Genomic DNA, 23604 nt, shown 5'->3' with positions numbered 1-23604 from the left:
CTAGCATGCGAGAGTAGGTCATCGCCAGGGTTTTTACCCAAAACCCCCGCCGGTATTCCGGCGGGGGTTTTTCTTTGCGCGAAACAGAATCCGGACACGGAGAAACTCTGACGCGGCGGGTTTATCTGTGTTAATCGGGGTGCGTTATGTTGGCGAGACTCCTGTGCTGGACTCAGTCAGGACGTTTAGCCTCGTCGGCCCGGCAAAGCGGGGGCATCTGGGACAAAGTTCCCAAATTCCACGTCTGGACGAATGCGCTCTCGCGCTCATTCGCGGACTGTCGCATTGGCGAGTTTTATCGAGACGCATAGAAGGCGTCGGGATCGCGCTCTGATCGGAGTAACTGCCGCACGCAGGTTCTGCGGTTCCACATTCCTAGCGCGGTGGCGGTCCCATGGAACTGGAAAGGCTGCAACGACTACCGAGGCCAACTGTCGAACCTGCCCTCAGATCGGCACCGGTGGCCTCGATGCTTTGAACCTGGATGGCAAGTGCGGTTACGCGTGCCTTTGCACGGGTTCGATCGCCCGGCGAAGCTGGGCGCGTGCGGACCCACGACCAAGCTGGCGAGGCGCGGCCTTGCAGAGATTCGTAGCGGTAGACGAGCGTCAACCGGCTGCCCGGACGGCAAAGACCGACGTCACGACTTGGGCAGAAGTCCAAGCCGGAAGCGTGCCGGGCGCTGCCGTAACCGAACCGGGTAGTGCGGTTCGATGCGCGCGGCGTTACGCAAATGCGTATAAGACGCGTGCGCGGCTTTTCAAACGTTGCGTGGCAGCAGGCCGTCGGCGTCGAGCGTGCGGCGAGGCACCGCGATCGCTTGATTCACACGTTCAGTGCATCAAGGCTGCAGCGTTACCCACGCAGGCGCGTGATCGCTCGGCCGCTCCCAGGTCCGCGGCTCGCGATCGATTCCGGATGCGACGGCCTGATCCCGCAACGCATCCGACACCAGTGTCAGATCGATCCGCAAGCCAAGATCGCGGCGGAAGCCTGCCTGCCGGTAATCCCACCAGCTGAAGACACCGGCTTCCTCGTGATGCAGGCGGAACGCGTCGTGCAGACCGAGGCCGAGCAGGCCGCGAAGGGCGTCGCGTTCGGCGGTCGAGGTGAGGATGTGGGTGTCGTTCCAGACCGCGGGATCGTGCACGTCGCGGTCGTCGGGGGCGATGTTGAAATCACCGAGGACCACGAGCTTCGGATGCGCGGCGAGTTCGCGCTGCACCCAGTCGTGCACGGCGGCGAGCCAGCGCAGCTTGTAGGCGTACTTGTCGGTGCCGAGGTCCTGGCCGTTGACGACGTAGAGGTTGATGACGCGCACGCCGTCGATGGTCGCGGCGATCACGCGTTTCTGTTCGTCTTCGAAACCCGGGATGCCGATCTGCACGTCGTCGAGGGCGCGGTCACGGGCGAGCAGGGCGACGCCGTTGTAGGTCTTCTGGCCCGAGAACACCGTGCGGTAGCCGAGCGCGGCGAGGGCGGTGTCGGGAAAGCGCGCGTCCTCGAGCTTGGTTTCCTGGATGCCGACCACGTCGGGTTGCGCATCGCGCAGCCACTGTTCGAGGTGCGGCAGGCGGACGTTGAGCGAGTTGACGTTCCAGCTGGCGATCTTCATCCCGGAATTCTAGCGTCCGGCGCGTCGCCGGTCGCGCGCATGCGCAGCGTGGCGATGGTGCCGCCTTCCGCCGAGGAGCGGATATCGAGCGCCCAGCCGAGGTGTTCGCAGACGCGCGCGATGAGTTCCAGACCGATGCCGTCGCCGGTCGGCACGCCGGTGCGCGCCATGCGCGAATAGACCGCGCTGATCTGCTCGGGCGTCATGCCGTGGCCGGGATCGCGTATCACGACCGTTGCATCGGCATGCAGTTCGACATCGATACGGCCGTCGTCGCTGTGCTCGATCGCGTTTCGCAGCAGGTTGCCGACCGTCGCGCGCACGACCGCCGGTGGCGCAAGCAGGGTGCAGGGCTGCGCGGTGTGCAGCACGATCTCCAGCGCCTTGTCGCGGGTGAGGTGGCGGTGGTCATCGATGATCGCGGGCAGTAACGCCGACAGCTCGATCGGCTGGCCGGCCTGCAGCAGGCGCGCAGGATCCTTCGCCAGGGCGAGGAGCAGGGCGATCATCCGGTCCATGTCGTCGGCGGTGCGCTGGATGCGGCGCAGCTGATGCGCGGTGACGGCCGGCACATCGGTCGGCGCCAGCGCGAGCTCCGCAGCGCCGGACATCACCGCGATCGGCGTCCGCAATTCATGGCTGGCGGTGTTGATGAAAGCGCGCTCGCGATCGACGAACTGCTCGTTGCGCTGCAGATAGTCATTGAGCGCGTTGGCGATGACCAGCAGTTCCGAACTCGCGCGCGCCTCGGGCACGATCCGTTGGCCGGCGCGATCGGGCGACAACGCAGCGATGTCGCCGGCGAGCGTGGTCAACGGCCGCAACGTGCGCCCGAGGCCCAGCGCCATCAACCCGCCCATCACCGTGACCAGGACGACCGACGAGCCGAGGATGAAGAGGGTGAGCCGGTCTTCCTCGCGCTCCATGTCGGTGATGTCGAGGGTCAGCACGTGGCGCACGCCGTCGACGTGCTCGACCAGCACCAGGATTTCGGTGCCGTTCGGCAGTTCGACTTCGTCGTGGATGCCGTCGGGCAGGGCCGCGGTTTCCGGTGGCGCACCGCCGTTGACGTACAGACGCAGGCTGTCGGAATCGCTCCAGCGATACGAGGGATCCGCTGCGCTGCGTTGCAGATGGTGGGTGAACTCGGTGCGCAGCATCGAATCCCACAGCAGGCGCTCGGCGTATTCGTTGACGAGGAAGCCGTGCAGCGAAACGCCTGCGGCCAGCAGCAGCGCGTAGACCGCCAGCCAGTACAGGATGCGGCTGCGCAGGCTGCGCGCGCGGCTCATGCCGATGCGCCCGTGTCGGCAGGCGCGGCCAGCCGGTAGCCGTAGCGCGGCAGGGTCTGGATCAGCTTCACCGCGAACGGGCCATCGACACTGTGGCGCAGCTCGTAGACATGCGAGCGCAGCATGTCGCCGTCGGGCGGTGCGTCGGCCCACAGCGCGTGTTCCAGCTGCTGGCGATCGACCGCGGCGGGGCTGGCCTGCATCAGCACTTCGAGCAGCTTGCGGCCCGCGGGGTAGAGATGCAGCGGCTGGCCGGCTCGACTGGCTTCGAGCGTGTCGAGGTTGAGTCGCAGGTCGTGCACTTCCAGCGTGCGCGTGCTGCGGCGCCCGTGCGCGCGCGACAGCACGGCTTCCAGCCGCACTTCGAGTTCCGGCAGTGCGAACGGCTTGGTCAGATAGTCGTCGGCGCCGGCGCGGAAGCCGGCGATCTTGTCGGGCAGTTCGTCGCGCGCGGTGAGCATGATCACCGGGGTATCGATCGCGTGTTCGCGCAGGCGTTGCAGCAGGGCGCGGCCGTCGAGGCGCGGCAGCATCCAGTCGAGAATGATCGCGTCGTAATGCTGGGTCACCGCGAGGTGCAGGCCGACGATGCCGTCTGGCGCGGCGTCCATCTCGTGGCCGCGCGGCTCGAAGTAGTCGAACAGGTTGCCGACCAGATTGCGGTTGTCCTCGACCACCAGCAGTCGCATCGGTTCTCGTCCTGGGCGCACGGCTGTGCCGGCTGATGATACGGCGCGGCGGGGCCGCGTTCCGACAGGCTTCCGACACGCCCGGGTCGATCCTGTACGGGCCGCGGATGGCGCGGCGTGTGGATCCGGACATGACACTGCGTGATGCGATGAAGCGCCTGAAACCGGTGCTGGGCATGGCCATGCTCGGCCTGGTCGTGCTCGGCGTGTCGCGACTGGGGCTGGCGCTGTGGCAGCGGTCGGCGGTGGACGAGGTCCATGGCTGGGTGCCGGTGCTCGTGCAGGGCCTGCGCGTCGACGTCGCCACGCTGTGCCTGCTGTTCGTGCCGCTGGCGGCGTTGCTGCTGCTGTTGCCTGCCGCGGTCTACGACGCGCGCTGGGTGCGCCGCATCGCGATGGGCTGGCTCGCGCTCGCGACGACGCTGCTGGTCTGGCTCGAGCTCGCTACGCCCGGCTTCATGGCCGAGTACGGCCTGCGGCCCGACCGCGTGTTCGTCGAATATCTGGTCTATCCGCGCGAAGTACTGTCGATGCTCGCCGAAGGCCGGCCGCTGGAATGCATCGGCGTGCTGCTGCTGACCGCGGCGGCCGCCTGGGCCAGCCTGCGGCTCGCGCGACGCGGATGGCCGGCGCAGCCGACGCCCGCCGGCGGCGCGCTGCTGCGCGTGGGTCTTGCGGTACTGGTGCTCGGCGTCGGCGCGCTCGGCGTGCGTTCGACGCTGGGCCATCGGCCGATGAATCCGGCGATGCTGGCCTTCAGCACCAATCCCACGGTCAATGCGCTGCCGCTGAACTCGTTCTACTCGCTGGCGTTCGCGATGCGCGGCTGGCTGCAGCATGAGGAGACGGCTGAATCTCTGTACGGCGAGCTGCCGACGGACACGGTGCTCGCATCGGTCCGGGCGGGCACCGGCCTGCCGGCCTCGGCGTTCGCCGATCCGGCCTTGCCGACGCTCGCCGCGCGCAATCCGGTGTGGCGCGGCAAGCCGAAGAATCTGGTGATCGTGCTGGAGGAAAGTCTCGGTGCGCAGTTCATCGGCAGCCTCGGCGGGCGCCCGCTGTCGCCGGAGTACGACCGCCTGAGCGAACAGGGCTGGGCCTTCGAGCGGTTGTACGCAACCGGCACGCGCTCGGTGCGCGGCATCGAAGCGGTGGTCGCCGGCTTCGCGCCGACCCCGGCGCAGGCCGTGGTCAAGCGCGCGCGCAGCCAGCAGGGCTTCTTCACCCTCGCCGACGTGTTGCGCCGGCGCGGGTACGACACGACGTTCTACTACGGCGGCGAAAGCCACTTCGACAACATGCGTGGCTTCTTCCTCGGCAACGGCTTCGGCCGCGTGGTCGAGCAGCGCGACTATCGCGCGCCGGCCTTCGTCGGCTCCTGGGGCGTGTCCGACGAGGATCTGTTCGCGCGCGCCAACGACGAATTCGCGCGCCTGCATGCGGACGGTAAGCCGTTCTTCGGGTTCGTGTTCACCTCGAGCAACCACGATCCCTTCGAATTTCCGACCGGCCGCATCACCCCGTTCGAGCAGCCGCTGCAGACGCGCAACAACGCGGCGAAGTACGCCGACCACGCGCTGGGCGGCTTCTTCGACCAGGCGATGGCCAGCGATTACTGGAACGACACGGTGTTTCTCGTCGTCGCCGATCACGACTCGCGCGTCTTCGGCCGCGATCGGGTGCCGGTCGACAACTTCCATATCCCGGGTCTGATCCTCGGCGCGGGCATCGCGCCGCGTCGCGACGACCGTATTGCCAGCCAGATCGATCTCGGCCCGACGCTGCTGTCCTTGATCGGCATCGCCGACGCCACGCCGATGACCGGACGCGATCTGGCCGATCCGGCGATGCGCCTGCCCGGTCGCGCGCTGATGCAGTACGACCGCAACTTCGCGTGGTTGCAGGGCGACGACGTGGTGGTGCTCCAGCCTGACAAGGTGCCGAGCCAGTATCGCTACGTGCCGGGCCAGGGCCGCCTGCAGCCCGCGGCGCTGTCGCCGCTGCTCGCGCGCGAGGCGCATGCGCAGGCGCTGTGGGGATCGCTCGCCTACGAACGTGGCTGGTACGGATTGCCGCGGGTCAACGCGCGAGAAAATCCACCAGCTTCGCGATCCGCGCATACGGCGGTCGCAGCCAGTCGGTGACCGCGACGCGCGACTGCCAGAGCACCGGCAGCGCCTTGGTCATCGCGTCGAAACCGGCGCGGCCGTGATACGCGCCCATGCCGCTGGGACCGACGCCGCCGAACGGCAGGCGGTTCGCGGCGAAATGCAGCAGGGTGTCGTTGACCGTCACGCCGCCGGCGACGGTGCGGGCGAGGATCGCCTCGGCCTGGGCGCGATCGCCGAAGGGATACAGCGCCAGCGGACGGTCGCGCGCGTCGACGAACGCGATGGCCGCGTCGAGCGTGGTGTACGAGAGCACCGGCAGGATCGGCCCGAAGATCTCCTCGCGCATGACGTCGCTGTCGTCGCCCGGCTCGACGACGAGCGTCGGCGCGAGCGCGCGCGCGCCTTCGACCTCGAGCAGCGGCAGCACCGTCAGCCCGCGGGCGTGCGCATCGTCGAGCAGGCCGGTGAGCCGCGCATGCTGCGCGTCGCTGACGATGTGCGTGTAATCCGCCGCGCGCGCGCCGGCATCGGCGTAGCGGGCCTGCACCTCGAAGCGCAGCGCCTCCAGCAGCGCGTCGCGGCGTGCGGCATCGACGAGCACGTAGTCCGGCGCGATGCAGGTCTGGCCTGCATTGAACAGCTTGCCGGTGACCAGCCGCGCCGCGGCCTTGTCGAGCGGATAGCCGGGGCAGACGATCGCCGGCGACTTGCCGCCGAGTTCCAGCGTCAGCGGCGTGAGATTCGGCGCCGCCGCGGCCATGACCTTGCGGCCGACCGCGGTCGAGCCGGTGAACACCAGGTGGTCGAACGGCAGGCCGGCGAACGCGGCGCCGATGTCGGCATCGCCCAGCGCGACGGCGACGCGGTCGGCCGGAAACACTTCGGCCAGCAGCGAGCGCAGGAACGCGCTGCTGCGCGGCGTGTGTTCGGACGGCTTGAGGTAGACGTGGTTGCCGGCGGCGATCGCGGTCGCCAACGGAATCAGCGCCAGATTCACCGGGTAGTTCCACGGCGCGATGACACCGACCACGCCCAGCGGCACCGGCCGCACTTCGGCGCGTGCCGGCCACAGTTTCCAGCCGGCGCCGACGCGGCGCGGGCGCATCCAGCCACGCAGATGGCTGCGCAGCGCATCGATTTCCGACAGCACGGTCATGCCGTCGGCGATCAGCGATTCGGAACGCGCGCGATGGCCGAAGTCGGCCGAGATCGCATCGGCCATCTCGTCCAGGCGCCGCGCGAATGCGGCGCGCAGGCGAGCGAGATCGTCGCGGCGCTGCGCGGCATCCGGGCGACGGCTGCGCCAGGCCGCGCGCAAGGCATCGAGGGTCGGTCGCAGGTCGGCGACCGGCGTCGCGGCGGGTGTCGAATCGGTCGGGGCGGAGTCCATCGCCGCAGTGTAGCGTCGGCGTCGCGGCATTCCGGCAGGGCCGCAGGTAGACTCCGGCGATGGACTTGAGACCCTATCGAATCACCGCCCCGCGCCTCGGCGCACGCGTCTATGTGGACCCGGCGGCGACGGTCATCGGCGATGTCGTGCTCGGTGACGACGTGTCGGTGTGGCCGGCGACGGTGATCCGCGGCGACGTGAACCACGTGCACATCGGCGCGCGCACCAGCGTGCAGGACGGCACCGTGATCCACGTCAGCCACGCCGGCCCGCATGCCAAGCGCGGCGGCTTCCCGACCCTGATCGGCAGCGACGTCACCATCGGCCACAAGGCGGTGATCCACGCCTGCACGATCGAGGACGCGGCGCTGATCGGCATGGGCGCGCTGGTGCTCGACGGCGCGGTGGTGAAGAAGCACGCGTTCGTGGCCGCAGGTGCGGTGGTGTCACCGGGCAAGGTGGTCGGCGAAGGCGAGCTGTGGGTCGGCAATCCGGCGCGCTGCGTGCGCAAGCTCGACGATGCGCAGATCGAAGGCCTGTACTACAGCGCCGCGCATTACGTTCGTCTCAAGGACGAATACCTCGTCGCGCTGGCGGGCTGAGCAGCGCAGGGGCAGGGCACGACGCATGACGCACAGGGACGACGCGCATTCGCGCATGACCGCACGGAGCCGCGGCGCCTGATGCTCGATACGGTCCGCGAGGTCCACACGCCCGAGGGCGTCGCGTTGCGCCTGCCGGCCGCCGGCCCGGTGCCGCGTGCGGTGGCGTGGCTGATCGATCTGGCGATCCGCGGCGCGTTGTTGATGGGGGTCTCGATCGTACTGGGTCTGCTCGACCGGTTCGGCCAGGGCCTCTATCTGATCCTGATGTTCGTCGTGTTCTGGGGCTACCCGGTGGTCTTCGAGGCGCTGTATGCCGGACAGACGCCCGGCAAGCGTGCGATGTCGCTGCGGGTCGTCTCCGCGGATGGCGCACCGATCGGCTGGATGGCGAGCTTCGTGCGCAACCTGATGCGCACCGTCGACATGTTGCCGTTCGCGTACGGCGCGGGTCTGGTCGCGAGCCTCGCCGATCCCTGGAGCCGGCGGCTGGGCGACATGGTGGCTGGCACGCTGGTGATCCATGCGCCGCGCGACCTCACACGGGTCACCGCGATCGAAGTCACGCCCTGTGCGCCGGCTGCGCCGCTGCAGACGCAGGAACAGATCGCGGTCATCGCGTTCGCCGAACGCGCGCACGCGCTGACCGCCGAGCGCCAGCAGGAACTGTCCGACATCGTCGCGCCGGTGACCGGCGCGCGTGGCGAGACCGGTGTGATGCGACTGCTCGGCGTCGCCAACTGGCTGCTGGGGCGACGCGCATGAGACAGGAGGCCTTCGTCGCCCGCCATGCGGCCGAGTGGACGGCTTTCGAGCGCTGGCTGGACGCGCGCGAAAGCAGCCCGCGGCGCGCGCGCGCGAGCCTGTCGGGCTGGGACGGGCTTGCCGACGAGGACATGCCGTCTCTCTACCGTCGCCTGTGCCAGCAGCAGGCACTGGCCCGTCACCGGGGCTACAGCCCGCAGATCACCGCGCGATTGCAGGCGCTGATGCAGCGCGGCCACAACGTGCTCTACCGGCCGGCACCACCGCCCTGGCATCGCGCGCTGCGGTTCCTGCTCGCCGATTTTCCGCGTCTCGTGCGCGCGCAGCGTGGCTGTCTGTGGGCGTCACTGGCGCTGTTCGCGGTGCCGCTGGTGCTGCTGTTCGCGCTGATCCAGCAGTGGCCCGAACTCGCCTACGGGGTGCTGTCGCCCGAACAGCTGGCGCAGATGGAAGGGATGTACGACCCGGCCGAGTCCGCCGAGCGGTTCGCGCGCGACAGCCAGTCGGACATGCAGATGTTCGGTTACTACATCTGGAACAACGTCAGCATCGGTTTCCGCACGTTCGCCAGTGGCCTGCTCGCCGGCATCGGCACCATCTTCGTCCTGATCTTCAACGGCGTGTTCATGGGGACGATTGCCGGCCACCTGCAGGCGATCGGACACGGCGGGCCGTTCTGGCGGTTCGTCGTCGGCCATTCGGCACCGGAACTGACCGCGATCGTCATCGCCGGCGCCGGGGGACTGCGACTGGGGCTGGCACTGGTCGCGCCGGGCCAGCTGCGACGCGTCGATGCACTGGTGCAGGCCGGACGCGACGGCGGGCGTCTGTGCGTGGGCATTCTCGTCATGCTGGTGTTCGCGGCATTCGTCGAAGCGTTCTGGTCATCGACGGGCGCGATTCCCGATCCGGTGAAGTTCGGTGTCGGCGGCGGGCTGTGGCTGCTGACACTGCTGTGGCTGTGGCGCGGCGGACGTGGGGTGGCCGGTGCGCGTTGAGACCGTGCAGGTGGTGTTGCGCCCACGCACCGCGTGGGAGGCGATGGAGCTGGGCAATGCGCTCGTGCGCCGCCATGCGCGTGCGATCTGGGTGCCGTCGTTGCTGCTCGGCCTGCCGGTGTTCGCGGCGCTCAACGCATTGGGCTGGGCCCTCGACCGGCTGTGGCTGGCCACGCTGGCACTGTGGTGGCTCAAGCCGGTGTTCGATCGCGTGCCGCTGTTCGTGCTGTCGCGTGCAGTGTTCGGCGAAGCGCCCGGCATGCGGGCGACCCTCGCCGCGCAATGGCGCTGGGGATGGAGACCGTTGATGGGGCATCTGACCTGGCGGCGACTGAGTCCATGGCGCGCGGTGACCCTGCCCGTCGACCTGCTGGAAGGTCTGAACGGAACATCGCTCACGCAGCGGCGCCGGCTGGTCGCCGACGGCATCGGCGGGCATGCGCTGCTGCTCACCGGCATCTGTCACCTGTTCGTCGGCGCACTGCTGGTGTCGCTGGCAACGCTGGTGCTGCTGTTCGTCCCGACGGAGCTGCTGTCCGAATCGGCGCGTGCGATGTGGGCACTGGTCAGCGAGCAGCCACCGCGCTGGTTGCAGGTGCTCGGCAATCTTGCGTTCTGGATGGCGATCGGACTGGTCGAGCCGTTCTACATCGGTGCCGGCTTCGGTCTGTACCTCAACCGGCGCACGCAGCTCGAGGCCTGGGATCTGGAGATCGCGTTCCGCCGGCTGCGCGCGCGTCTGGCCCCGGTGGCACCGCTGGTCGTAGGGGTGCTGCTCGCCGCACTGCTGATGCCGATGGGCACGGCGCAGGCGCAGGCGCCGGACCAGGACGAGGTGACGACGCGTGACAGCGGCACTGCGCCGACCAGGACCTGGCGCCATGCCGACTACCGACGGGAGGCGGATGGCAGTGCGGACGCGGAAGCGCCGCAGGTGCCCACGTTGCCGGCGGTGTTCGGCGAGGTCGAGGACGGCACGACGTTCGCCGAGGCGGTGACGCGGACGTCCGCCGATCCGTTGCTCGACGGCAAGCGTGAGGTGATGCGGTGGCAGCGCAAGGACACCACGGAGGCCGAAGACCCGAAGCCCGGTTTCGAGCCCGGTGCCGGCTTTCTCGCTGCGATCGTGCAGGTGTTCTCGCTGATGGTCGAGTACGGACTCTGGATCGTGTTGCTGATCCTCGTCGTCCTGCTGGCCTGGACCGCGCGGCACTGGTGGCCATGGATGCGCGACACGCTGCAGCCGGCGCGCACACCGACCGACATCGTGGTCGACGCGGCCCCGCCGGCGCCCGAAGCACTGCCTGAAGATCTCGTCGCAGCCGTGCGTCGCCTGTGGGCCGAAGGCCGGCACCGGCGTGCACTGGCGCTGCTGTATCGCGGCAGCGTCGCGGCGATGGCCGTGCGTGCGGGTGTCGCACTGGTGCCGGGCGCGACGGAGGCGCAGTGCCTGCGCGTCTCGCGCCGGATGCCCGAGGCGGAAGACCGCGATGCGTTCGCCGAGATGGTGCGCGTGTGGCAGCGCGCCGCGTACGGCCAGCGCCTGCCCGACGACGCCGGCCTCGATGCGCTGCTCGCGCGCCTCGCGCCACGTTTCGGGTGGCAGGCCTGATGGGCTGGCCGGTCCGCATCGCAGTGGCGCTGGTGGGCGTGGTGATCGTCGCGCTCGGCGTTACCTGGTTCCTGCACACGCACGAGCGCGTGGTCGACACGGTCGATCTGCCGCCGCGTGGCGAGGCGTCCTACAACCCGCTGTACGCGCTGCGGGAGTCGTTGCGCGCCGACGGCGTGGACGCGCGCTCGCGTCAGCGCCTGCAGCTGGCCACCGTGCCGCTGGCGCCACGCGACACCGTACTGCTCTACAGCGAGCCGGGGACCCTGCTGCCCTCCGAAGTGGCGACACTGCTGACGTGGGTCGAAGGGGGCGGGCATCTGCTGGTGCGCACGCCGTTGCCGCGCCGGAGCGGTCAGGACGCACGCAAGCGGGACCTGCTCGAGCGCCTGGGCGTACACACCGTCGAAAACCGCACGCAGTGCGAACCGCTGCTGGTGCAGGGGCAGGCCGGCCATGTCGAGTTCTGCCGCGGCCGGCGCTTCTTCGTGGACGAGCCCCCGTTGCTGGAATGGGGCGATCGCGACGAAGTGGGCCTGGTCTTCGCGCGTCTCGCGTACGGCGCCGGTACGGTCGACGTGCTGGCCGACTTCGATTTCATGCGCAACGGCGACCTGGACGAGATGCCGCATACGCTGCTGACCCGGCAACTGCTGGCGCCCAACTGGGGGGCGGGCACGATCCACCTGGTGTACGCGGCCAGCGTGCCGCCGCTGTGGATGCAGATCCTGACGCGTGGCTGGATGGCCTGGGGCCCGCTGCTGCTCGCGTTGATCGCCTGGCTGTGGATGCGCACGCAGCGCTTCGGTCCGGTGCTCCCGGCCCCGCCCGTCGCGCGTCGCGCACTGCTCGAGCACGTGACCGCGAGCGGCGCACATCTCGTGCGCTATGGACGTGCATCGCTGTTGTACGACGCGGTGCGCGCTGCGTTTCTCGAGCGCCTGCGCCGGCGTGATCCACTGGCGGCAGCGCTGGAAGGCGAGGCCGGCATCGAGGCCATCGCCGCCCGGACCGGCCTGTCCCCGCGCGATGTCCGCCATGCGTTGCAGGCACCACGACCGGATGATGCGACGGCGTTCCGCCAACGCATCGCCCGACTGATCCAGATGCGAAAGAACCTGTGAGGACCCCTCCGATGAGCGTTGGACCATGACCGAACTGCCCGTGCCACCGTCCATGCCGATCACCGGTGACGCGCTCGTCGCGCGTGTCGCTGCTGTGCGCGACGAAGTCTCCAAGGCCTTCATCGGCCAGCCCGAGGTGCTCGACCAGATCCTGGTCGCGTTGCTCGCCGGCGGCCATGTGCTGATCGAAGGCGTGCCCGGCCTCGGCAAGACGCTGCTGGTGCGCGCGCTGTCGTCGGTGCTGGGATGCAACTTCGCACGCGTGCAGTTCACGCCCGACCTGATGCCCAGCGACGTCAGTGGCCATGCGGTGTGGGACACCAAGAGCGAGACCTTCATCGTCCGCCGCGGCCCCATCTTCACCAATCTGCTGCTGGCCGACGAGATCAACCGCGCGCCGGCCAAGACCCAGTCCGCGCTGCTCGAGGCGATGCAGGAACAGCAGGTCACGATCGAAGGCCACAGTTTCGAACTGCCACCGCCGTTCATGACGCTGGCGACGCAGAACCCGGTGGAACAGGAGGGCACGTATCCGTTGCCGGAAGCGCAGCTCGACCGCTTCCTGCTCAAGGTGCTGATCGACTATCCGGCGCACGCCGATGAAGTCGCGATGGTCACCGCGATCAGCAGCGGCAAGGTCGCTGCCGACTTCGACCTGTCGCAACTCGTGACGGTGTTGCAGCCCGGCGAGATCGTCGACCTGCAGCGTGGCACGGCCGCGACGGTCGTCGATGCGGCGGTGATCGACTACGCGGTGCGCATCGCCGCGGCCACGCGCCAGTGGCCGGGCATCGCACTGGGCGCCGGTCCGCGCGGCAGCCTCGCGCTGGTGCGCGCCGCGCGTGCGCAGGCGGTGCTGTCGGGCCGCGACTTCGTCACGCCCGACGACATCCGCGAGATCGCGATTCCAGCGCTGCGCCACCGCATCGCACTGGCACCGGAACTGCAGATCGAAGGCCAGGACGCCGACCAGGTGCTGCAGGCGCTGCTCGCGCGCGTGGAAGCGCCGCGCAAGTGAATCCGGGTCTCCGCCAGGGCAGGGCAGAGGCGGCATGAGGCCGACGCTGGCACTCACCGTGCTGCTCGTCGTCTGGGGCCTGGGCGGCGTCGCGTCCTCGCTGTGGTCACCGGCCGTGCTGCCGTGGAACGTGTTCGGCACCACGCTGCTGATGCTGTCGATCCTCGATCTGGTGCTGCTGGTGCGTCGTCCCACACCGGATGTCGCGCGCACGATGCCGGAGGCCTGGCCGATCGGCGCCGCACGACCGGTCTTGCTGCAGATCGAGGGCGGCGCGCAGGTCCAGCATCTCGAGGTCTTCGATCTGCATCCTCCGGGCTGGCGGGTCGACGGGCTGCCGCGTGCACTCCGCCTGACACCGGACACGGTCTCGCGCGTCGAGTACACGCTGCAGCCGGACATGCGGGGCGCTGCCACGTTCGAAGGCGTGCAGTTGCGGTTGCGCTCGCCGCTCGGACTGTGGCGGCAGCGACGCCAGGCCGGCACGCGACAGACCGTGCGGGTGTTTCCGAACTTCGCGCCGCTGACGCGTTTCGCCCTGCTCAGTGCCGACCGTGCGTCGCGCCTTGTGGGCGCGCACATCAAGCGCCGTCGCGGAGAAGGCACCGACTTCCACCAGATGCGCGAGTACCGCGTGGGCGACAGCCTGCGCCAGATCGACTGGAAGGCCAGTTCTCGCGTGCGCAAGCTCGTGTCGCGCGAGTACCAGGACGAGAAGAACCAGCAACTGGTCATGGTGCTCGATACGGGACGGCGCATGCTGGCCCAGGACGGTGCGCTGTCGCATTTCGACCACGCGCTCGATGCCGCGCTGGTCGTGTCCTATCTCGCGCTGCGCCAGGGCGATGCGGTCGGTCTGTTCGCGACCGGTGGCGAGAGCCGCTGGATGGCGCCGCAGCGTGGCATGGGTGCGATCGACACCCTGCTGCGCGTCAGTCACGACCTGCAGCCGCAGCCGGTCGCCACCGACTACCTCGCCGCGGCCACCGAGCTGTCGCTGCGACAGCGTCGCCGCGGCCTGCTGATGCTGGTGACCAACCTGCGCGACGAGGACATCGAGGATGTGCTGGCCGCGGTGCGCATGCTGCAGAAGCGGCATCTGGTCATCGTGGCCTCGCTGCGCGAACGCGCTCTCGACGAGGTGCTGTCGAACGACGTGCACGACCACGAGGATGCGGTGCGCGTGGGCGCCACCGCGCGCTATCTCGCCCAGCGCAAGGCCGCGCACGACGCGTTGCGCAACCATCGCATCAGCGTTCTTGATGTGACCGGCGAGGAGTTGCCGTCGGCACTGGTCGAGCGCTACCTGGCAGTGAAGCGGGACGGATTGTTGTAGCGCCCCAGGCGCCCCGGCCGACTTCCGGTGTGGTGCCCGGAGCGTGTTGCGCGCACCGGTCGACGATGTGGCACGCGGAGATCGTCTGCCACCTGCGTCTGCCTTTCACCTGCATTGAATGGACGGCGGGCTAGAAACAGAGCGCGCGCACCGGACGCTGCGCAGGGGGAGTGGTCCGGGGCCGCGCGATGACAGCCATCCGACGAGGCCTTGCCCATGCATACCTGTACCCCTGTGATTTCCACTGCGGCGCGTCTGCCGCGCATCCTCCGCTCGCTCGCCCTGCTCACCGCCGCAGCCTTGCTGTCGGCCTGTGCGGCGACGGTCCAGCGCCCCACCGCCGCGCCGGTCGACCCGGTGGCGATCAGTGGTGACGTGCGCCAGGTCGTACTGGTGATCGAAGGCAGTGACACCGCCCGCGCACAGGAGGACTGGGCCGAATTCCGCGCGCTGTGGAACGACGCGATCCGCACCTCGGCCACCACCGCCGGCATCCAGGGCAGCGTGCGCGACAGTCGGCCTTCGTCGCTGGATCCGTCGGGCGTGGTCGTGGTCGTGCGCGTCGACAGCTACCGCTACGTGTCGACCGGCGCGCGTTACGGCCTGGGCGTGATGACGGGCAACGCACACATCAAGGCCAATGCGCAGTTCATCGAGGTGCCCGGCGGCAAGGTCGCGGCGACGCGGACCTACGACACCGCGTCGAGCGCGTGGCAGGGCATCTTCGCGCCGATGACGGTCAAGCAGGTGCAGGCGATCACCGACCAGATCGTCGCCGAGGCGCGCGGCGGCTGACGCAGCCCACGCTTTCTCCATCGACCGGCGTACAGTGCGAGCAGGGCGGTCCGCCGCCCTGGCAACAGGCCGGGAGGACGCGATGGGGGGACCGGGCGCAGGCACAGACGGTGGGGACGCCGGTGCGGGCAGCCGTGCGTCGCTGCAGCGCATCCTCGCGCGCGTCTCGCGCGAAGCCCTGCAGGACGGCGCGCTCGACGGCGTGATGCAGCGGATCGTGGATGTCGTGGCGGCTGAGCTGCCGGTCGCGGTGGTCAGCATCATCCTGCTCGACGAGGCCGGCGAGGCCTTCGTGCAGGAGGTCTCGGCCGGCACCTTCGATCTGTCGCCGGCATCCTGGCCATGGCCGCTGAGCATCGGCGCTGCAGGACGCTGCGCGCGTCTGGGCGCGCCGCAGCTGATCGTCGATGTCGATGCGGATGCCGATTACCTCGCCGGCAACCAGGCGGTGCGCTCGGAGTACCTCGTGCCGATCCGGCACCGTGCGCGCCTGCATGGCGTGCTCAACATCGAAAGCGCGGATTCCGCGTTCTTCGACGACGACATGCGCGAGGCGTTCGACGCGATCGCGGACCAGATTGCAGGCGCGATCCACTTCGCGCGCATCGCTGCGGCGCTGGAGGATGCCAACGCACGGCTGCAGCAGATGTCGATGGTGGATGGCCTGACCGGCATCGCGAACCGGCGCGCGTTCGACCAGGCGCTGGACGCGATGCTGCGGCGACTGCGTTCCGCCGGTCAGCCGATGGTGCTGCTGCTGGCCGACGCCGACTACTTCAAGGCGCTCAACGATGCACTGGGCCATCTGCAGGGCGACGAATGCCTGCGTGCGATCGCCGGTGTCTGTGCGGACGCCGCGACGGACGCCGATGGACTGGCCGCGCGCTTCGGCGGCGAGGAATTCGCAGTGCTGCTGCCCGGCCACGATGCCGGCATGGCGTGGAGTGCCGCAGAGGGCGTGCGCGCCGGGGTCGAAGCGCTGGCCATGGCGCATCCGTCGTCGTCTTTGGCGCGGGTGGTCACCGTCAGCGTCGGCGGCGTCGTGTCGGGACCCGACGACACCCGCAGCGCGCGCGCCCTGATCGACGTGGCCGACCGTGCGCTCTATGTGGCCAAGGCTTCGGGACGCAACCGCGTACAGATCTGACTGCACGCGTGCTGCGGGACGTCAGGCGCCGACGCGCCTGCGGACCTGACCGACATCGCGCACCGGCCGCACCTCGATGCTGCCGGTCCGTGCCCACGGGAACTCGCCTGCGATGCGCAGCGCCTCTTCCTCGCTGTCGGCCTCGATCAGGTTGAAACCGGCCAGCATTTCCTTGGTCTCGGAGAACGGACCGTCGAACACCTGCGCGCGTCCGCCGCGCGAGCGCACCGTCTTCGCGGTCGTCGCATGTTCGAGCTGCTGGAAACCGAGCAGCGTGCCCTCGGCCTGCAGCGCATCGGCATGCTGCAGGCAGCCGCGCATCATCGTGTCGAACTCGCCCTCGGCCAGACCGTCGAGCAGGGTGTCGTCGGTGTAGATCAGCAGCAGGTACTGCATCGGGCGCGTCCTCGGGTGGAGCGGGTCAGGCTTCCAGATGGAAGTAGGGTTCCACGGTGCCGCGCAGCTTGACCGTCAGCGGCTGGCCCCGGCGATCGAGCGCACGGCCGGCTGCGACGCGGATCCAGCCTTCGCTGACGCAGTATTCCTCGACGTCGCGCCGCTCGTTGCCGTTGAAGCGGATGCCGATGCCGCGATTCATCGCCGCCTCGTTGTAGTGCGGGCTGCGCGGATCGTTGGAGAGATGGTCGGGCGGCGTATCGGTCATGGCGTCGGAATGCGGTGTGGAGACTGCGCGCAGGATACCGCCGGCGCGTGCAGGCTTCACCTAGGGCGCTTCGCCGCGTCCCTGCCGGCGTGCGTTCGCGATCACCGCGCGCACGAGCGCACGGTCGTGATGGCGCGAGATCGGCATCGCCCCCAGCGCGATCGCGCGCTCGCGCATCGACGCGGTCACGTCGTAGTGCGCCCCGCTGGTGCGGTCCTGGAAGGCACGCCGCGGCATGCCGAGCAGGGCGGCGAAGGCATGCAGTTCGTCCAGCGTATCGGCGAGCAGATGCGCCCAGCGCTCGCCGCGCCAGGGATGGACCGCATCGTCGACATAGACGGTCATGCGCACGCCTGCACATCGGCATCATCGCCGTTCACGGATGATAGCCGCCGCATGTGGTGACGCATGCATGGGGCTCTGTACCCGGCCATCCCGAAAAATTTCCAGCTGTGTCTTCGTCTGCGGTTGCATCGTCAGGCGAGTGCAACCGCGTGCGCGTTGCATTTCCGTGGACACATGAAAACCCCTGTTTTCAAGCCGTTTTCTGCAGTTTCGATCCGTCCCGGATTTGGGGAATTGTGCAGAAATCGTTAAGATGGTCGGTCTGCATTGCATTGACGAGTGAATCGAGGAGGGCAGACCCGTCGTGATTTCGCGCGGTTTCAAGTGGTTGTTGTGTGGTGTTTTCGTGGCTGCGGCGCCCGCAGTGTCGGCTGAAGATGGCGCCGACGAAACACCCGGTTTCGAACTCGGCGGCGCAGTCCGCTTCAACTACGGATGGCTCGATTACGGACCCAGCAGTGGTCCCGAGCTCGAACTTCTCCGGGTCGATGCACGCGGCAACGCCGGTCCGGCGTTCTTCTCGCTGCAGTACCGCTGGTACGACGGATTCGATGCCGTGCACCACGCCTATGCAGGCTGGAAGCTCGAAGACGGCAGCAATGGCGCGACGTCCGATATCCGCGCCGGTATCCAGCAGGTCCCGTTCGGTCTGCTGCCCACGGCCTCGCACAGCTTCTGGTTCGGTTCGGGCTACTACCTCGGCATCGAGGACGATTACGACCTCGGCGTGGTGTGGCAGCGCCAGTCCGGCGCGCACCAGTGGCATGCGGGTGTGTTCGCGGGTGACGAATACGGCACCGGTGCGAACTTTGACCGCTATTCCTTCGATGTCGCGACGACGGACGATCTGCCCTATCGCGAGCGCGAACGCGGCATCGTGCGTTACGAGCACACGAGCGAAGCCGACGGTTGGGAAACGACCTGGGGCGCATCGGCATTCGCCGGACGCATCGAGAACCGTGTCGATGGCGGCAAGCACGACCACACCGGCGCCGCCGTACACGGGCAGTGGGTGCGCGGTCCGCTGACACTGCAGGCGCAGTGGGCGCGTTACCGCTACGACAATCCGGAATCGCGCATCGCGATGTCGGCCTTCATGTTCCCATTCGAGATTGCATCGCAGGCCGATGTGCCGACATTCAACGTCGCGTACGACGTGCAGCGCACGGGCTGGTTCGACAGCATCACCTGCTACAACAACGCCAGCGCGACCCTGCCGGTCGGCCACGATCCCGGTCTGCGCGATTCGATCCAGAACGTCACCGGCTGCAGCTTCGGCAAGGGCGTGATGCTGACCTACGTCGACTGGATTGCAGGCAAGAACATGTGGTTCGCCGGCGGCCCCGGCATCGGCGTGCGCGATCCGGCCAACGACGGCTGGCATTCGCGGCTCAACATCAACGTCGGCTTCTACTTCTGATGCCCGGCCGGGCGCATTGCCTGGCCGTTCCGCTCTGTCGCCGGCGTGGCCGGCGGTTTCACCTGGACGCGGCAGCATCTGATCCACGCTGTCACCGCGCAGTCGCGTCCTGCCATGAGGACTTTCCATGAACGATCCCACTGTGCGTCCGGATGTCGATCCGGCCGCGCCGCCAGAACGCTGGCACTCGCGCATCCTCGGTCCCGTGTTCTATCCCTCGGCGTTGCTGGTGCTGGCACTCGTGCTGGCATCGTTCTTCATCCCCGAGGCGATGGAGACGATGTTCGGTCACGCCAAGACCTGGGTCGCGGAGGAGGCGGGCTGGTTCACGGTCCTCGCCGTCGCCGGCTTCCTGGTCTTCATCATCGGCATCGCGATCAGCGGTTTCGGCCGGCTGAAACTCGGCCCCGACCACAGTCGACCCGATTACAGCTACGCGACCTGGTTCGCGATGCTGTTCGCAGCCGGCATGGGCATCGGCCTGATGTTCTTCGGTGTCGCCGAGCCGATCATGCATTACGCCGAACCGCCGGTCGGTGACGCGCAGACGGTCGCGGCCGCGCGCCAGGCAATGCGCATCACGTTCTTCCACTGGGGCGTGCACGCATGGGCCATCTATGCGGTGGTCGCGCTGTCGCTGGCGTACTTCGCCTACCGGCACGGCCTGCCGCTGCGGATCCGCTCGTCGCTGTACCCGATCATCGGTGACCGCATCCACGGCCCGATCGGCCATGCGGTCGACACCTTCGCGGTGCTCGGCACGATCTTCGGCCTGGCGACCTCGCTCGGTTTCGGCGTCATCCAGATCAATGCCGGCCTGAACTATCTGTTCGACACGCCGGTCGGCACGACGACGCAGGTCATCCTGATCTCCGTCATCACGCTGATCGCGACCGGCTCGGTGGTCAGCGGCCTGGACAAGGGCGTGCGTCGTCTGTCCGAGCTCAACATGATCATGGCGGTGGCCCTGCTGGCGTTCGTGCTGATCGCCGGCCCGACGGTCTACCTGATGCAGACCTTCGTGCAGAACACCGGCATGTACGTGTCTAGCCTGTTCTCGATGACGTTCAACCTCTACGCCTACGAGCCGACCAGCTGGCTCGGCGGCTGGACGCTGTTCTACTGGGGCTGGTGGATCGCCTGGTCGCCGTTCGTGGGCATGTTCATCGCGCGCATCTCGCGTGGCCGCACGATCCGCGAGTTCGTCGTCGGCGTGCTGCTCGTGCCGCTGGGCTTCACCTTCCTCTGGATGACCATCTACGGCAACACTGCGCTGCACATGGTCATGGTCGACGGGGCGACGCAGCTCGTCGATGCAGTGGCGGCCGACAGTTCGGTCGCGCTGTTCCAGTTCCTCGAGAACCTGCCGATGTCGACGGTCACCTCGGCACTGGCGACCGCGCTGGTCGTGGTGTTCTTCGTGACGTCGTCGGACTCCGGCTCGCTGGTGATCGACATGCTCACCACGAAGGGCGAAGAGGAATCGCCGGTCTGGCAGCGCATCTTCTGGGCGCTGGCCGAGGGTGCGGTCGCGATCGCCCTGCTGCTGGCAGGCGGACTGGCTGCACTGCAGGCCGCGACCATCGCTTCGGCATTGCCGTTCACCGTGATCATGATCCTGATGTGCTGGGGCATGGTGCGGGCGATGCGTCTGGAAGTGGTCAAGCGCGCAAGCATCCGCGACGCGCGTGTCGCGCCGGTCGGCCTCGGCGGCGGTGGGGACTGGAAGGCGCGCCTGCGCTCGCTGGCCCACCATCCGTTGCAGAAGGAAGTGCTCGCGTACCTGCAATCGCAGGTCAGGCCCGCGTTCGAGGACGTGGCCGCGGAACTGCGCAAGCAGAACCTCGAGGTCACGGTCGAGGATGGCGAAGACGGTCGCGTCTGGCTGCAGGTCGGCCACGGTGAGGAGATGGACTTCTTCTATTCCGTGCGTCCGGTGCCGTACGAGCCGCCGAGCTTCATGCTCGAGGATCCGCGTCGTCGCCGGAAGGAGGACGATCGCTTCTATCGCGGCGAAGTCCATCTGCGCGAAGGCGGCCAGGATTACGACGTGATGGGCTGGCGCAAGGACGAGCTGATCCACGACGTGCTCGACCAGTACCAGCGCCACATCCACTTCCTCAACGTGGTGCGCTGACCGTAGCGCGGTCACCGCGGCGCGGCACGGATGCCGCGCCACCTGCTCCGGCCGCCTCAGGGCGGCCGGAGCCGTTTCCGGGCCAGTGATCCCGGAAATGGCTTCAAGGTCCGACTCTGCATCCTGACAACCTCGCGGCCGACCGGGACCGATCGGACCTGCGGGTTGGCGGATATGTCCGCCCGGATCTGATGGGCCGCCATGCGATGACCGACACGCTGCAGATCGCGCCCAACGTCAGTAGCCTCACCGGTGCGGTGTGCGACCGGCAGTACGGCCTCTACGTCGCCCCGTGGCGGCGGCCTTCTGGGATCATGAGGGCCTTCGTCGACTGCTGTTGCGCACATGCCCCCTTCGCATCGTGATCCCAGACCGCAGGCCTCGCATGTCCTGATCGTCGATGACGATCCCGACATCCGCGATCTGCTGGCCGACTATCTCGAGTCCGCCGGGCTGCAGGCCAGCACCGCCGCCGATGGCGATGCCATGTGGTCCCGGTTGGGGCTGTCCGCGGTCGATCTGGTCGTCCTCGATGTGATGCTGCCCGGCGCCGATGGACTCGAGCTGTGCCGTCGCCTGCGTCGCGACAGCCAGGTGCCGGTGATCATGCTGACCGCGCGCGGCCAGGCGATCGACCGCATCGTCGGTCTGGAACTGGGCGCCGACGACTACATGTCCAAGCCGTTCGAGCCGCGCGAACTGCTCGCGCGCATCCGCAGCATCCTGCGTCGCAGTGCCGGCGAGCCGCGAAGCTCGACACCGGCGCGCATCATCCGGTTCGCCGGCTGGACGCTCGATACCGTCACCCGCCAGATGCGGGCGCCGGACGGCCGGGTGGTCAGCCTGGGCGGCGCGGATTACCGCCTGCTGCAGGTGCTGCTGCAGTCGCCGAACCGGCCACTCGACCGCGACCATCTGATCGACCACGTCTACGGCCGCGACCGCGCGCCGGTGGACCGCGCCATCGACGTCTGCGTCAGTCGGCTGCGCCAGCAGCTCGGCGACGATGCCCGCAATCCCACGTTGATCCGCACCGTCCGCAACGAGGGCTATCTGCTGTCGGCCGACGTCGATGGCGACGGCTGAGCCGCGTGCTGCGCGGCGCCGGCGCTGGCGCTGGCCGCGCACGCTGTATGGCCGGCTGGTGCTGGTACTCGTCGCCGGCATGCTGGCCGCGCAGCTGCTGACCGGCACCATCTGGTTCGACGTGCGCTACGACCAGGTCAACGAAGTGCCTGCGCGTCTGGCTGGCGCGGAGATCGGGCGATGGCTGGCGGATGTCGAACGCGACGGCGCCGATGCCGCCATCGCGCGCGCCTCGCGCAACGGCTTCGAAGCCCGGGCGATCCCGGCGCCCGCGTCGAAACCGCTGGCCTTCCGTGACGCCACGATCGAGCGTCTGATCGCCGAAGGCGTGGTCGTGCACGTGGGCGAGGTCCGGCCTTTGCACCTGCTCGACGTCACGCTCTACGACGACCGCGGCCGTGCGGCGACCGGCACTGCGGTGCTGGGCGCGCGCACGCCGGAAGCGCGGTATCGCATCCAGGTGCCGGACGCGCAGGGGCGCTGGTGGCAGGCGTCGGTGCGCGCCGGGCAGGCCGGCATGACCCTGCAATCCACCCGGGCCACGTTCGAATACGTGCTGCGCATCTACGGCCTGCGCACCGGCTTGATCCTGCTGCTGTCGCTGCTGGTGGTGCACTGGCTGGTCCGGCCGCTCGGCCGGCTCTCGGAGGCGGCCGAGGCCCTGGGGCGCGACGTCAACAGCCCGCCGCTGGACATCGACGGCCCGCGCGAAGTCCAGCGCGCCGCCGATGCGTTCAACGGCATGCAGGCCCGAGTGCTGGCGGAATTCGAAAGCCGGGAGCAACTGCTGGCGGCGGTCTCGCACGATCTGCGCTCGCCACTGACGCGCCTGCGGCTGCGCGCCGAACGGATCGGGGACCCCGGATTGCGCAGCCGGTTCCAGGGCGACATCGCGCAGATGCAGGCGATCACCGATTCGATCCTCGACTACTTCCAGGGACGGGCGGGCGCGCCGCCGCTGGAGGCGCTCGATCTCGACGCGTTGATGTCGGCGATCGCGGCGGACCTGGCCGAGACCGGCGCCGAGGTGGTCGTGGCCGGCCATGTCGGCGCCCCTGTGCCGGCATGGCCGGCCAGCCTGCGGCGGGCGATGACCAATCTGGTCGAGAACGCGGTGCGGTATGGCCATCGGGCGCGGATCGAGCTGACCGCGGCGCGCACCGGCGTGCGGATCGACATCGACGACGATGGTCCCGGCATCCCCGCCGGGATGCTGACGCGCGTGCGCCAGCCCTTCGTGCGTCTGGATCCCGCCCGTGGGGGCAGTCACAGCATCGGCATGGGGCTGAGCATCGCCGACGCGGTGGTGCAGGCCCACGGCGGGCGGCTCGCACTTGAGAACCGGATCGACGCGACGGGTGCGATCGTCGGTCTGCGCGTGTCGATCGAACTGCCGACGGGCGCGCCGGCGTCCTGACGACGACGGTGGCGCGTGTTGTACGGTCGCCGGCACGGCGC

At 68.8% G+C, this 23604-nt stretch carries 21 protein-coding genes; 14 read left to right on the top strand and 7 right to left on the bottom strand.

Annotation, left to right across the window (positions count from 1 at the left end):
• Positions 1–841 precede the first annotated feature (841 nt).
• Genes xth through AC3A4E_RS15745 form a run of 3 tightly spaced genes read right to left on the bottom strand, consistent with a single transcriptional unit; the run spans position 842 to position 3596 of the window.
• The gene (gene xth / locus AC3A4E_RS15755) at positions 842–1615 is read right to left on the bottom strand and encodes an exodeoxyribonuclease III (protein WP_487632422.1); all 774 of its coding nucleotides are present in this window, start codon (positions 1613–1615) and stop codon (positions 842–844) included.
• Positions 1612–2907 carry a sensor histidine kinase gene (locus tag AC3A4E_RS15750; RefSeq protein ID WP_487632421.1) on the bottom strand — a complete coding sequence of 432 codons (1296 nt, stop codon included), beginning with the start codon at positions 2905–2907 and terminating at the stop codon, positions 1612–1614. The genes xth and AC3A4E_RS15750 overlap by 4 nt, the downstream gene beginning before the upstream one ends.
• Positions 2904–3596 carry a response regulator transcription factor gene (locus tag AC3A4E_RS15745; RefSeq protein ID WP_487632420.1) on the bottom strand — a complete coding sequence of 231 codons (693 nt, stop codon included), beginning with the start codon at positions 3594–3596 and terminating at the stop codon, positions 2904–2906. The genes AC3A4E_RS15750 and AC3A4E_RS15745 overlap by 4 nt, the downstream gene beginning before the upstream one ends.
• Positions 3597–3727: 131 nt before the next feature.
• Between AC3A4E_RS15745 and AC3A4E_RS15740 the strand changes: the two genes are divergently transcribed.
• A complete protein-coding gene (locus tag AC3A4E_RS15740) occupies positions 3728–5740 on the top strand; it encodes an LTA synthase family protein (RefSeq protein WP_487632419.1) in 2013 nt (670 codons plus the stop codon).
• Here the strand turns inward: AC3A4E_RS15740 and AC3A4E_RS15735 are convergent.
• Positions 5676–7097: a coniferyl aldehyde dehydrogenase gene (locus AC3A4E_RS15735; protein ID WP_487632418.1), complete on the bottom strand. Its 1422-nt coding sequence runs from the start codon at positions 7095–7097 to the stop codon at positions 5676–5678. The two genes, AC3A4E_RS15740 and AC3A4E_RS15735, sit on opposite strands and share 65 nt — an antisense overlap.
• A gap of 59 nt (positions 7098–7156) precedes the next feature.
• Between AC3A4E_RS15735 and AC3A4E_RS15730 the strand changes: the two genes are divergently transcribed.
• The 9 genes from AC3A4E_RS15730 to AC3A4E_RS15690 all read left to right on the top strand — a co-directional run bounded on the left by AC3A4E_RS15730 (position 7157) and on the right by AC3A4E_RS15690 (position 16494).
• On the top strand, positions 7157–7699 hold the full coding sequence (locus tag AC3A4E_RS15730; RefSeq protein ID WP_487632417.1) for a gamma carbonic anhydrase family protein: 543 nt from the start codon (positions 7157–7159) through the stop codon (positions 7697–7699).
• 81 nt (positions 7700–7780) lie between these two features.
• Complete coding sequence (locus AC3A4E_RS15725) at positions 7781–8464, top strand: RDD family protein (protein WP_487632416.1); 684 nt, start codon at positions 7781–7783, stop codon at positions 8462–8464.
• Positions 8461–9462: a stage II sporulation protein M gene (locus AC3A4E_RS15720; RefSeq protein WP_487632415.1), complete on the top strand. Its 1002-nt coding sequence runs from the start codon at positions 8461–8463 to the stop codon at positions 9460–9462. Before AC3A4E_RS15725 ends, AC3A4E_RS15720 begins: the two co-directional genes overlap by 4 nt.
• A complete protein-coding gene (locus AC3A4E_RS15715; protein WP_487632414.1) occupies positions 9452–11074 on the top strand; it encodes a DUF4129 domain-containing protein in 1623 nt (540 codons plus the stop codon). Before AC3A4E_RS15720 ends, AC3A4E_RS15715 begins: the two co-directional genes overlap by 11 nt.
• Complete coding sequence (locus tag AC3A4E_RS15710; protein ID WP_487632413.1) at positions 11074–12198, top strand: DUF4350 domain-containing protein; 1125 nt, start codon at positions 11074–11076, stop codon at positions 12196–12198. Before AC3A4E_RS15715 ends, AC3A4E_RS15710 begins: the two co-directional genes overlap by 1 nt.
• A 25-nt stretch (positions 12199–12223) precedes the next feature.
• Entirely contained in the window at positions 12224–13216 is a 993-nt protein-coding gene (locus tag AC3A4E_RS15705) for an AAA family ATPase (protein ID WP_487632412.1), read from the top strand.
• A 34-nt stretch (positions 13217–13250) separates the two neighbouring features.
• Complete coding sequence (locus AC3A4E_RS15700) at positions 13251–14552, top strand: DUF58 domain-containing protein (protein ID WP_487632411.1); 1302 nt, start codon at positions 13251–13253, stop codon at positions 14550–14552.
• A gap of 216 nt (positions 14553–14768) precedes the next feature.
• Entirely contained in the window at positions 14769–15347 is a 579-nt protein-coding gene (locus AC3A4E_RS15695; RefSeq protein WP_487632410.1) for a DUF4410 domain-containing protein, read from the top strand.
• Positions 15348–15429: 82 nt separating this feature from the next.
• Positions 15430–16494 (top strand): GGDEF domain-containing protein, encoded by a 1065-nt coding sequence (locus tag AC3A4E_RS15690; protein WP_487632409.1) that lies wholly within the window; start codon positions 15430–15432, stop codon positions 16492–16494.
• A gap of 21 nt (positions 16495–16515) precedes the next feature.
• Here AC3A4E_RS15690 and AC3A4E_RS15685 read toward each other — a convergent pair whose 3' ends face one another.
• From AC3A4E_RS15685 to AC3A4E_RS15675, 3 genes are read right to left on the bottom strand one after another with little or no spacing between them, the layout of a single operon-like run.
• The gene (locus tag AC3A4E_RS15685; RefSeq protein ID WP_487632408.1) at positions 16516–16890 is read right to left on the bottom strand and encodes a YciI family protein; all 375 of its coding nucleotides are present in this window, start codon (positions 16888–16890) and stop codon (positions 16516–16518) included.
• Positions 16891–16915: 25 nt separating this feature from the next.
• Entirely contained in the window at positions 16916–17158 is a 243-nt protein-coding gene (locus AC3A4E_RS15680) for a DUF3297 family protein (RefSeq protein WP_332078105.1), read from the bottom strand.
• A 60-nt stretch (positions 17159–17218) separates the two neighbouring features.
• Positions 17219–17503 carry a DUF4031 domain-containing protein gene (locus AC3A4E_RS15675; RefSeq protein WP_487632407.1) on the bottom strand — a complete coding sequence of 95 codons (285 nt, stop codon included), beginning with the start codon at positions 17501–17503 and terminating at the stop codon, positions 17219–17221.
• 364 nt (positions 17504–17867) lie between these two features.
• On the opposite strand from AC3A4E_RS15675, the gene AC3A4E_RS15670 reads away from it, so the two are divergent.
• The 4 genes from AC3A4E_RS15670 (at position 17868) to AC3A4E_RS15655 (ending at position 23563) form a co-directional block, all read left to right on the top strand.
• Positions 17868–18923: a hypothetical protein gene (locus tag AC3A4E_RS15670; RefSeq protein WP_487632406.1), complete on the top strand. Its 1056-nt coding sequence runs from the start codon at positions 17868–17870 to the stop codon at positions 18921–18923.
• Between the two features lie 127 nt (positions 18924–19050).
• Positions 19051–21060 carry a BCCT family transporter gene (locus AC3A4E_RS15665; protein WP_487632405.1) on the top strand — a complete coding sequence of 670 codons (2010 nt, stop codon included), beginning with the start codon at positions 19051–19053 and terminating at the stop codon, positions 21058–21060.
• 345 nt (positions 21061–21405) lie between these two features.
• A complete protein-coding gene (locus AC3A4E_RS15660) occupies positions 21406–22146 on the top strand; it encodes a response regulator (RefSeq protein WP_487632404.1) in 741 nt (246 codons plus the stop codon).
• Positions 22133–23563 carry an ATP-binding protein gene (locus AC3A4E_RS15655; RefSeq protein ID WP_487632403.1) on the top strand — a complete coding sequence of 477 codons (1431 nt, stop codon included), beginning with the start codon at positions 22133–22135 and terminating at the stop codon, positions 23561–23563. Before AC3A4E_RS15660 ends, AC3A4E_RS15655 begins: the two co-directional genes overlap by 14 nt.
• Positions 23564–23604: the final 41 nt, after the last annotated feature.

The organism is Luteimonas sp. Soil_N_1 (genome assembly GCF_057656255.1).
Note: the sequence above shows the minus strand (reverse complement) of the source record. Positions and strands in the feature narration are given on the sequence as shown.

Coding starts and splice junctions, on each gene's coding strand:
- AC3A4E_RS15725 (WP_487632416.1), top strand. CDS start 7,781: ATGCTCGATACGGTCCGCGAGGTCCACACGCCCGAGGGCGTCGCGTTG.
- AC3A4E_RS15680 (WP_332078105.1), bottom strand. CDS start 17,158: ATGACCGATACGCCGCCCGACCATCTCTCCAACGATCCGCGCAGCCCG.
- AC3A4E_RS15655 (WP_487632403.1), top strand. CDS start 22,133: ATGGCGACGGCTGAGCCGCGTGCTGCGCGGCGCCGGCGCTGGCGCTGG.
- AC3A4E_RS15675 (WP_487632407.1), bottom strand. CDS start 17,503: ATGACCGTCTATGTCGACGATGCGGTCCATCCCTGGCGCGGCGAGCGC.
- AC3A4E_RS15665 (WP_487632405.1), top strand. CDS start 19,051: ATGAACGATCCCACTGTGCGTCCGGATGTCGATCCGGCCGCGCCGCCA.
- AC3A4E_RS15730 (WP_487632417.1), top strand. CDS start 7,157: ATGGACTTGAGACCCTATCGAATCACCGCCCCGCGCCTCGGCGCACGC.
- AC3A4E_RS15660 (WP_487632404.1), top strand. CDS start 21,406: ATGCCCCCTTCGCATCGTGATCCCAGACCGCAGGCCTCGCATGTCCTG.
- AC3A4E_RS15750 (WP_487632421.1), bottom strand. CDS start 2,907: ATGAGCCGCGCGCGCAGCCTGCGCAGCCGCATCCTGTACTGGCTGGCG.
- AC3A4E_RS15690 (WP_487632409.1), top strand. CDS start 15,430: ATGGGGGGACCGGGCGCAGGCACAGACGGTGGGGACGCCGGTGCGGGC.
- AC3A4E_RS15735 (WP_487632418.1), bottom strand. CDS start 7,097: ATGGACTCCGCCCCGACCGATTCGACACCCGCCGCGACGCCGGTCGCC.
- xth (WP_487632422.1), bottom strand. CDS start 1,615: ATGAAGATCGCCAGCTGGAACGTCAACTCGCTCAACGTCCGCCTGCCG.
- AC3A4E_RS15740 (WP_487632419.1), top strand. CDS start 3,728: ATGACACTGCGTGATGCGATGAAGCGCCTGAAACCGGTGCTGGGCATG.
- AC3A4E_RS15695 (WP_487632410.1), top strand. CDS start 14,769: ATGCATACCTGTACCCCTGTGATTTCCACTGCGGCGCGTCTGCCGCGC.
- AC3A4E_RS15710 (WP_487632413.1), top strand. CDS start 11,074: ATGGGCTGGCCGGTCCGCATCGCAGTGGCGCTGGTGGGCGTGGTGATC.
- AC3A4E_RS15685 (WP_487632408.1), bottom strand. CDS start 16,890: ATGCAGTACCTGCTGCTGATCTACACCGACGACACCCTGCTCGACGGT.
- AC3A4E_RS15745 (WP_487632420.1), bottom strand. CDS start 3,596: ATGCGACTGCTGGTGGTCGAGGACAACCGCAATCTGGTCGGCAACCTG.
- AC3A4E_RS15705 (WP_487632412.1), top strand. CDS start 12,224: ATGACCGAACTGCCCGTGCCACCGTCCATGCCGATCACCGGTGACGCG.
- AC3A4E_RS15700 (WP_487632411.1), top strand. CDS start 13,251: ATGAGGCCGACGCTGGCACTCACCGTGCTGCTCGTCGTCTGGGGCCTG.
- AC3A4E_RS15720 (WP_487632415.1), top strand. CDS start 8,461: ATGAGACAGGAGGCCTTCGTCGCCCGCCATGCGGCCGAGTGGACGGCT.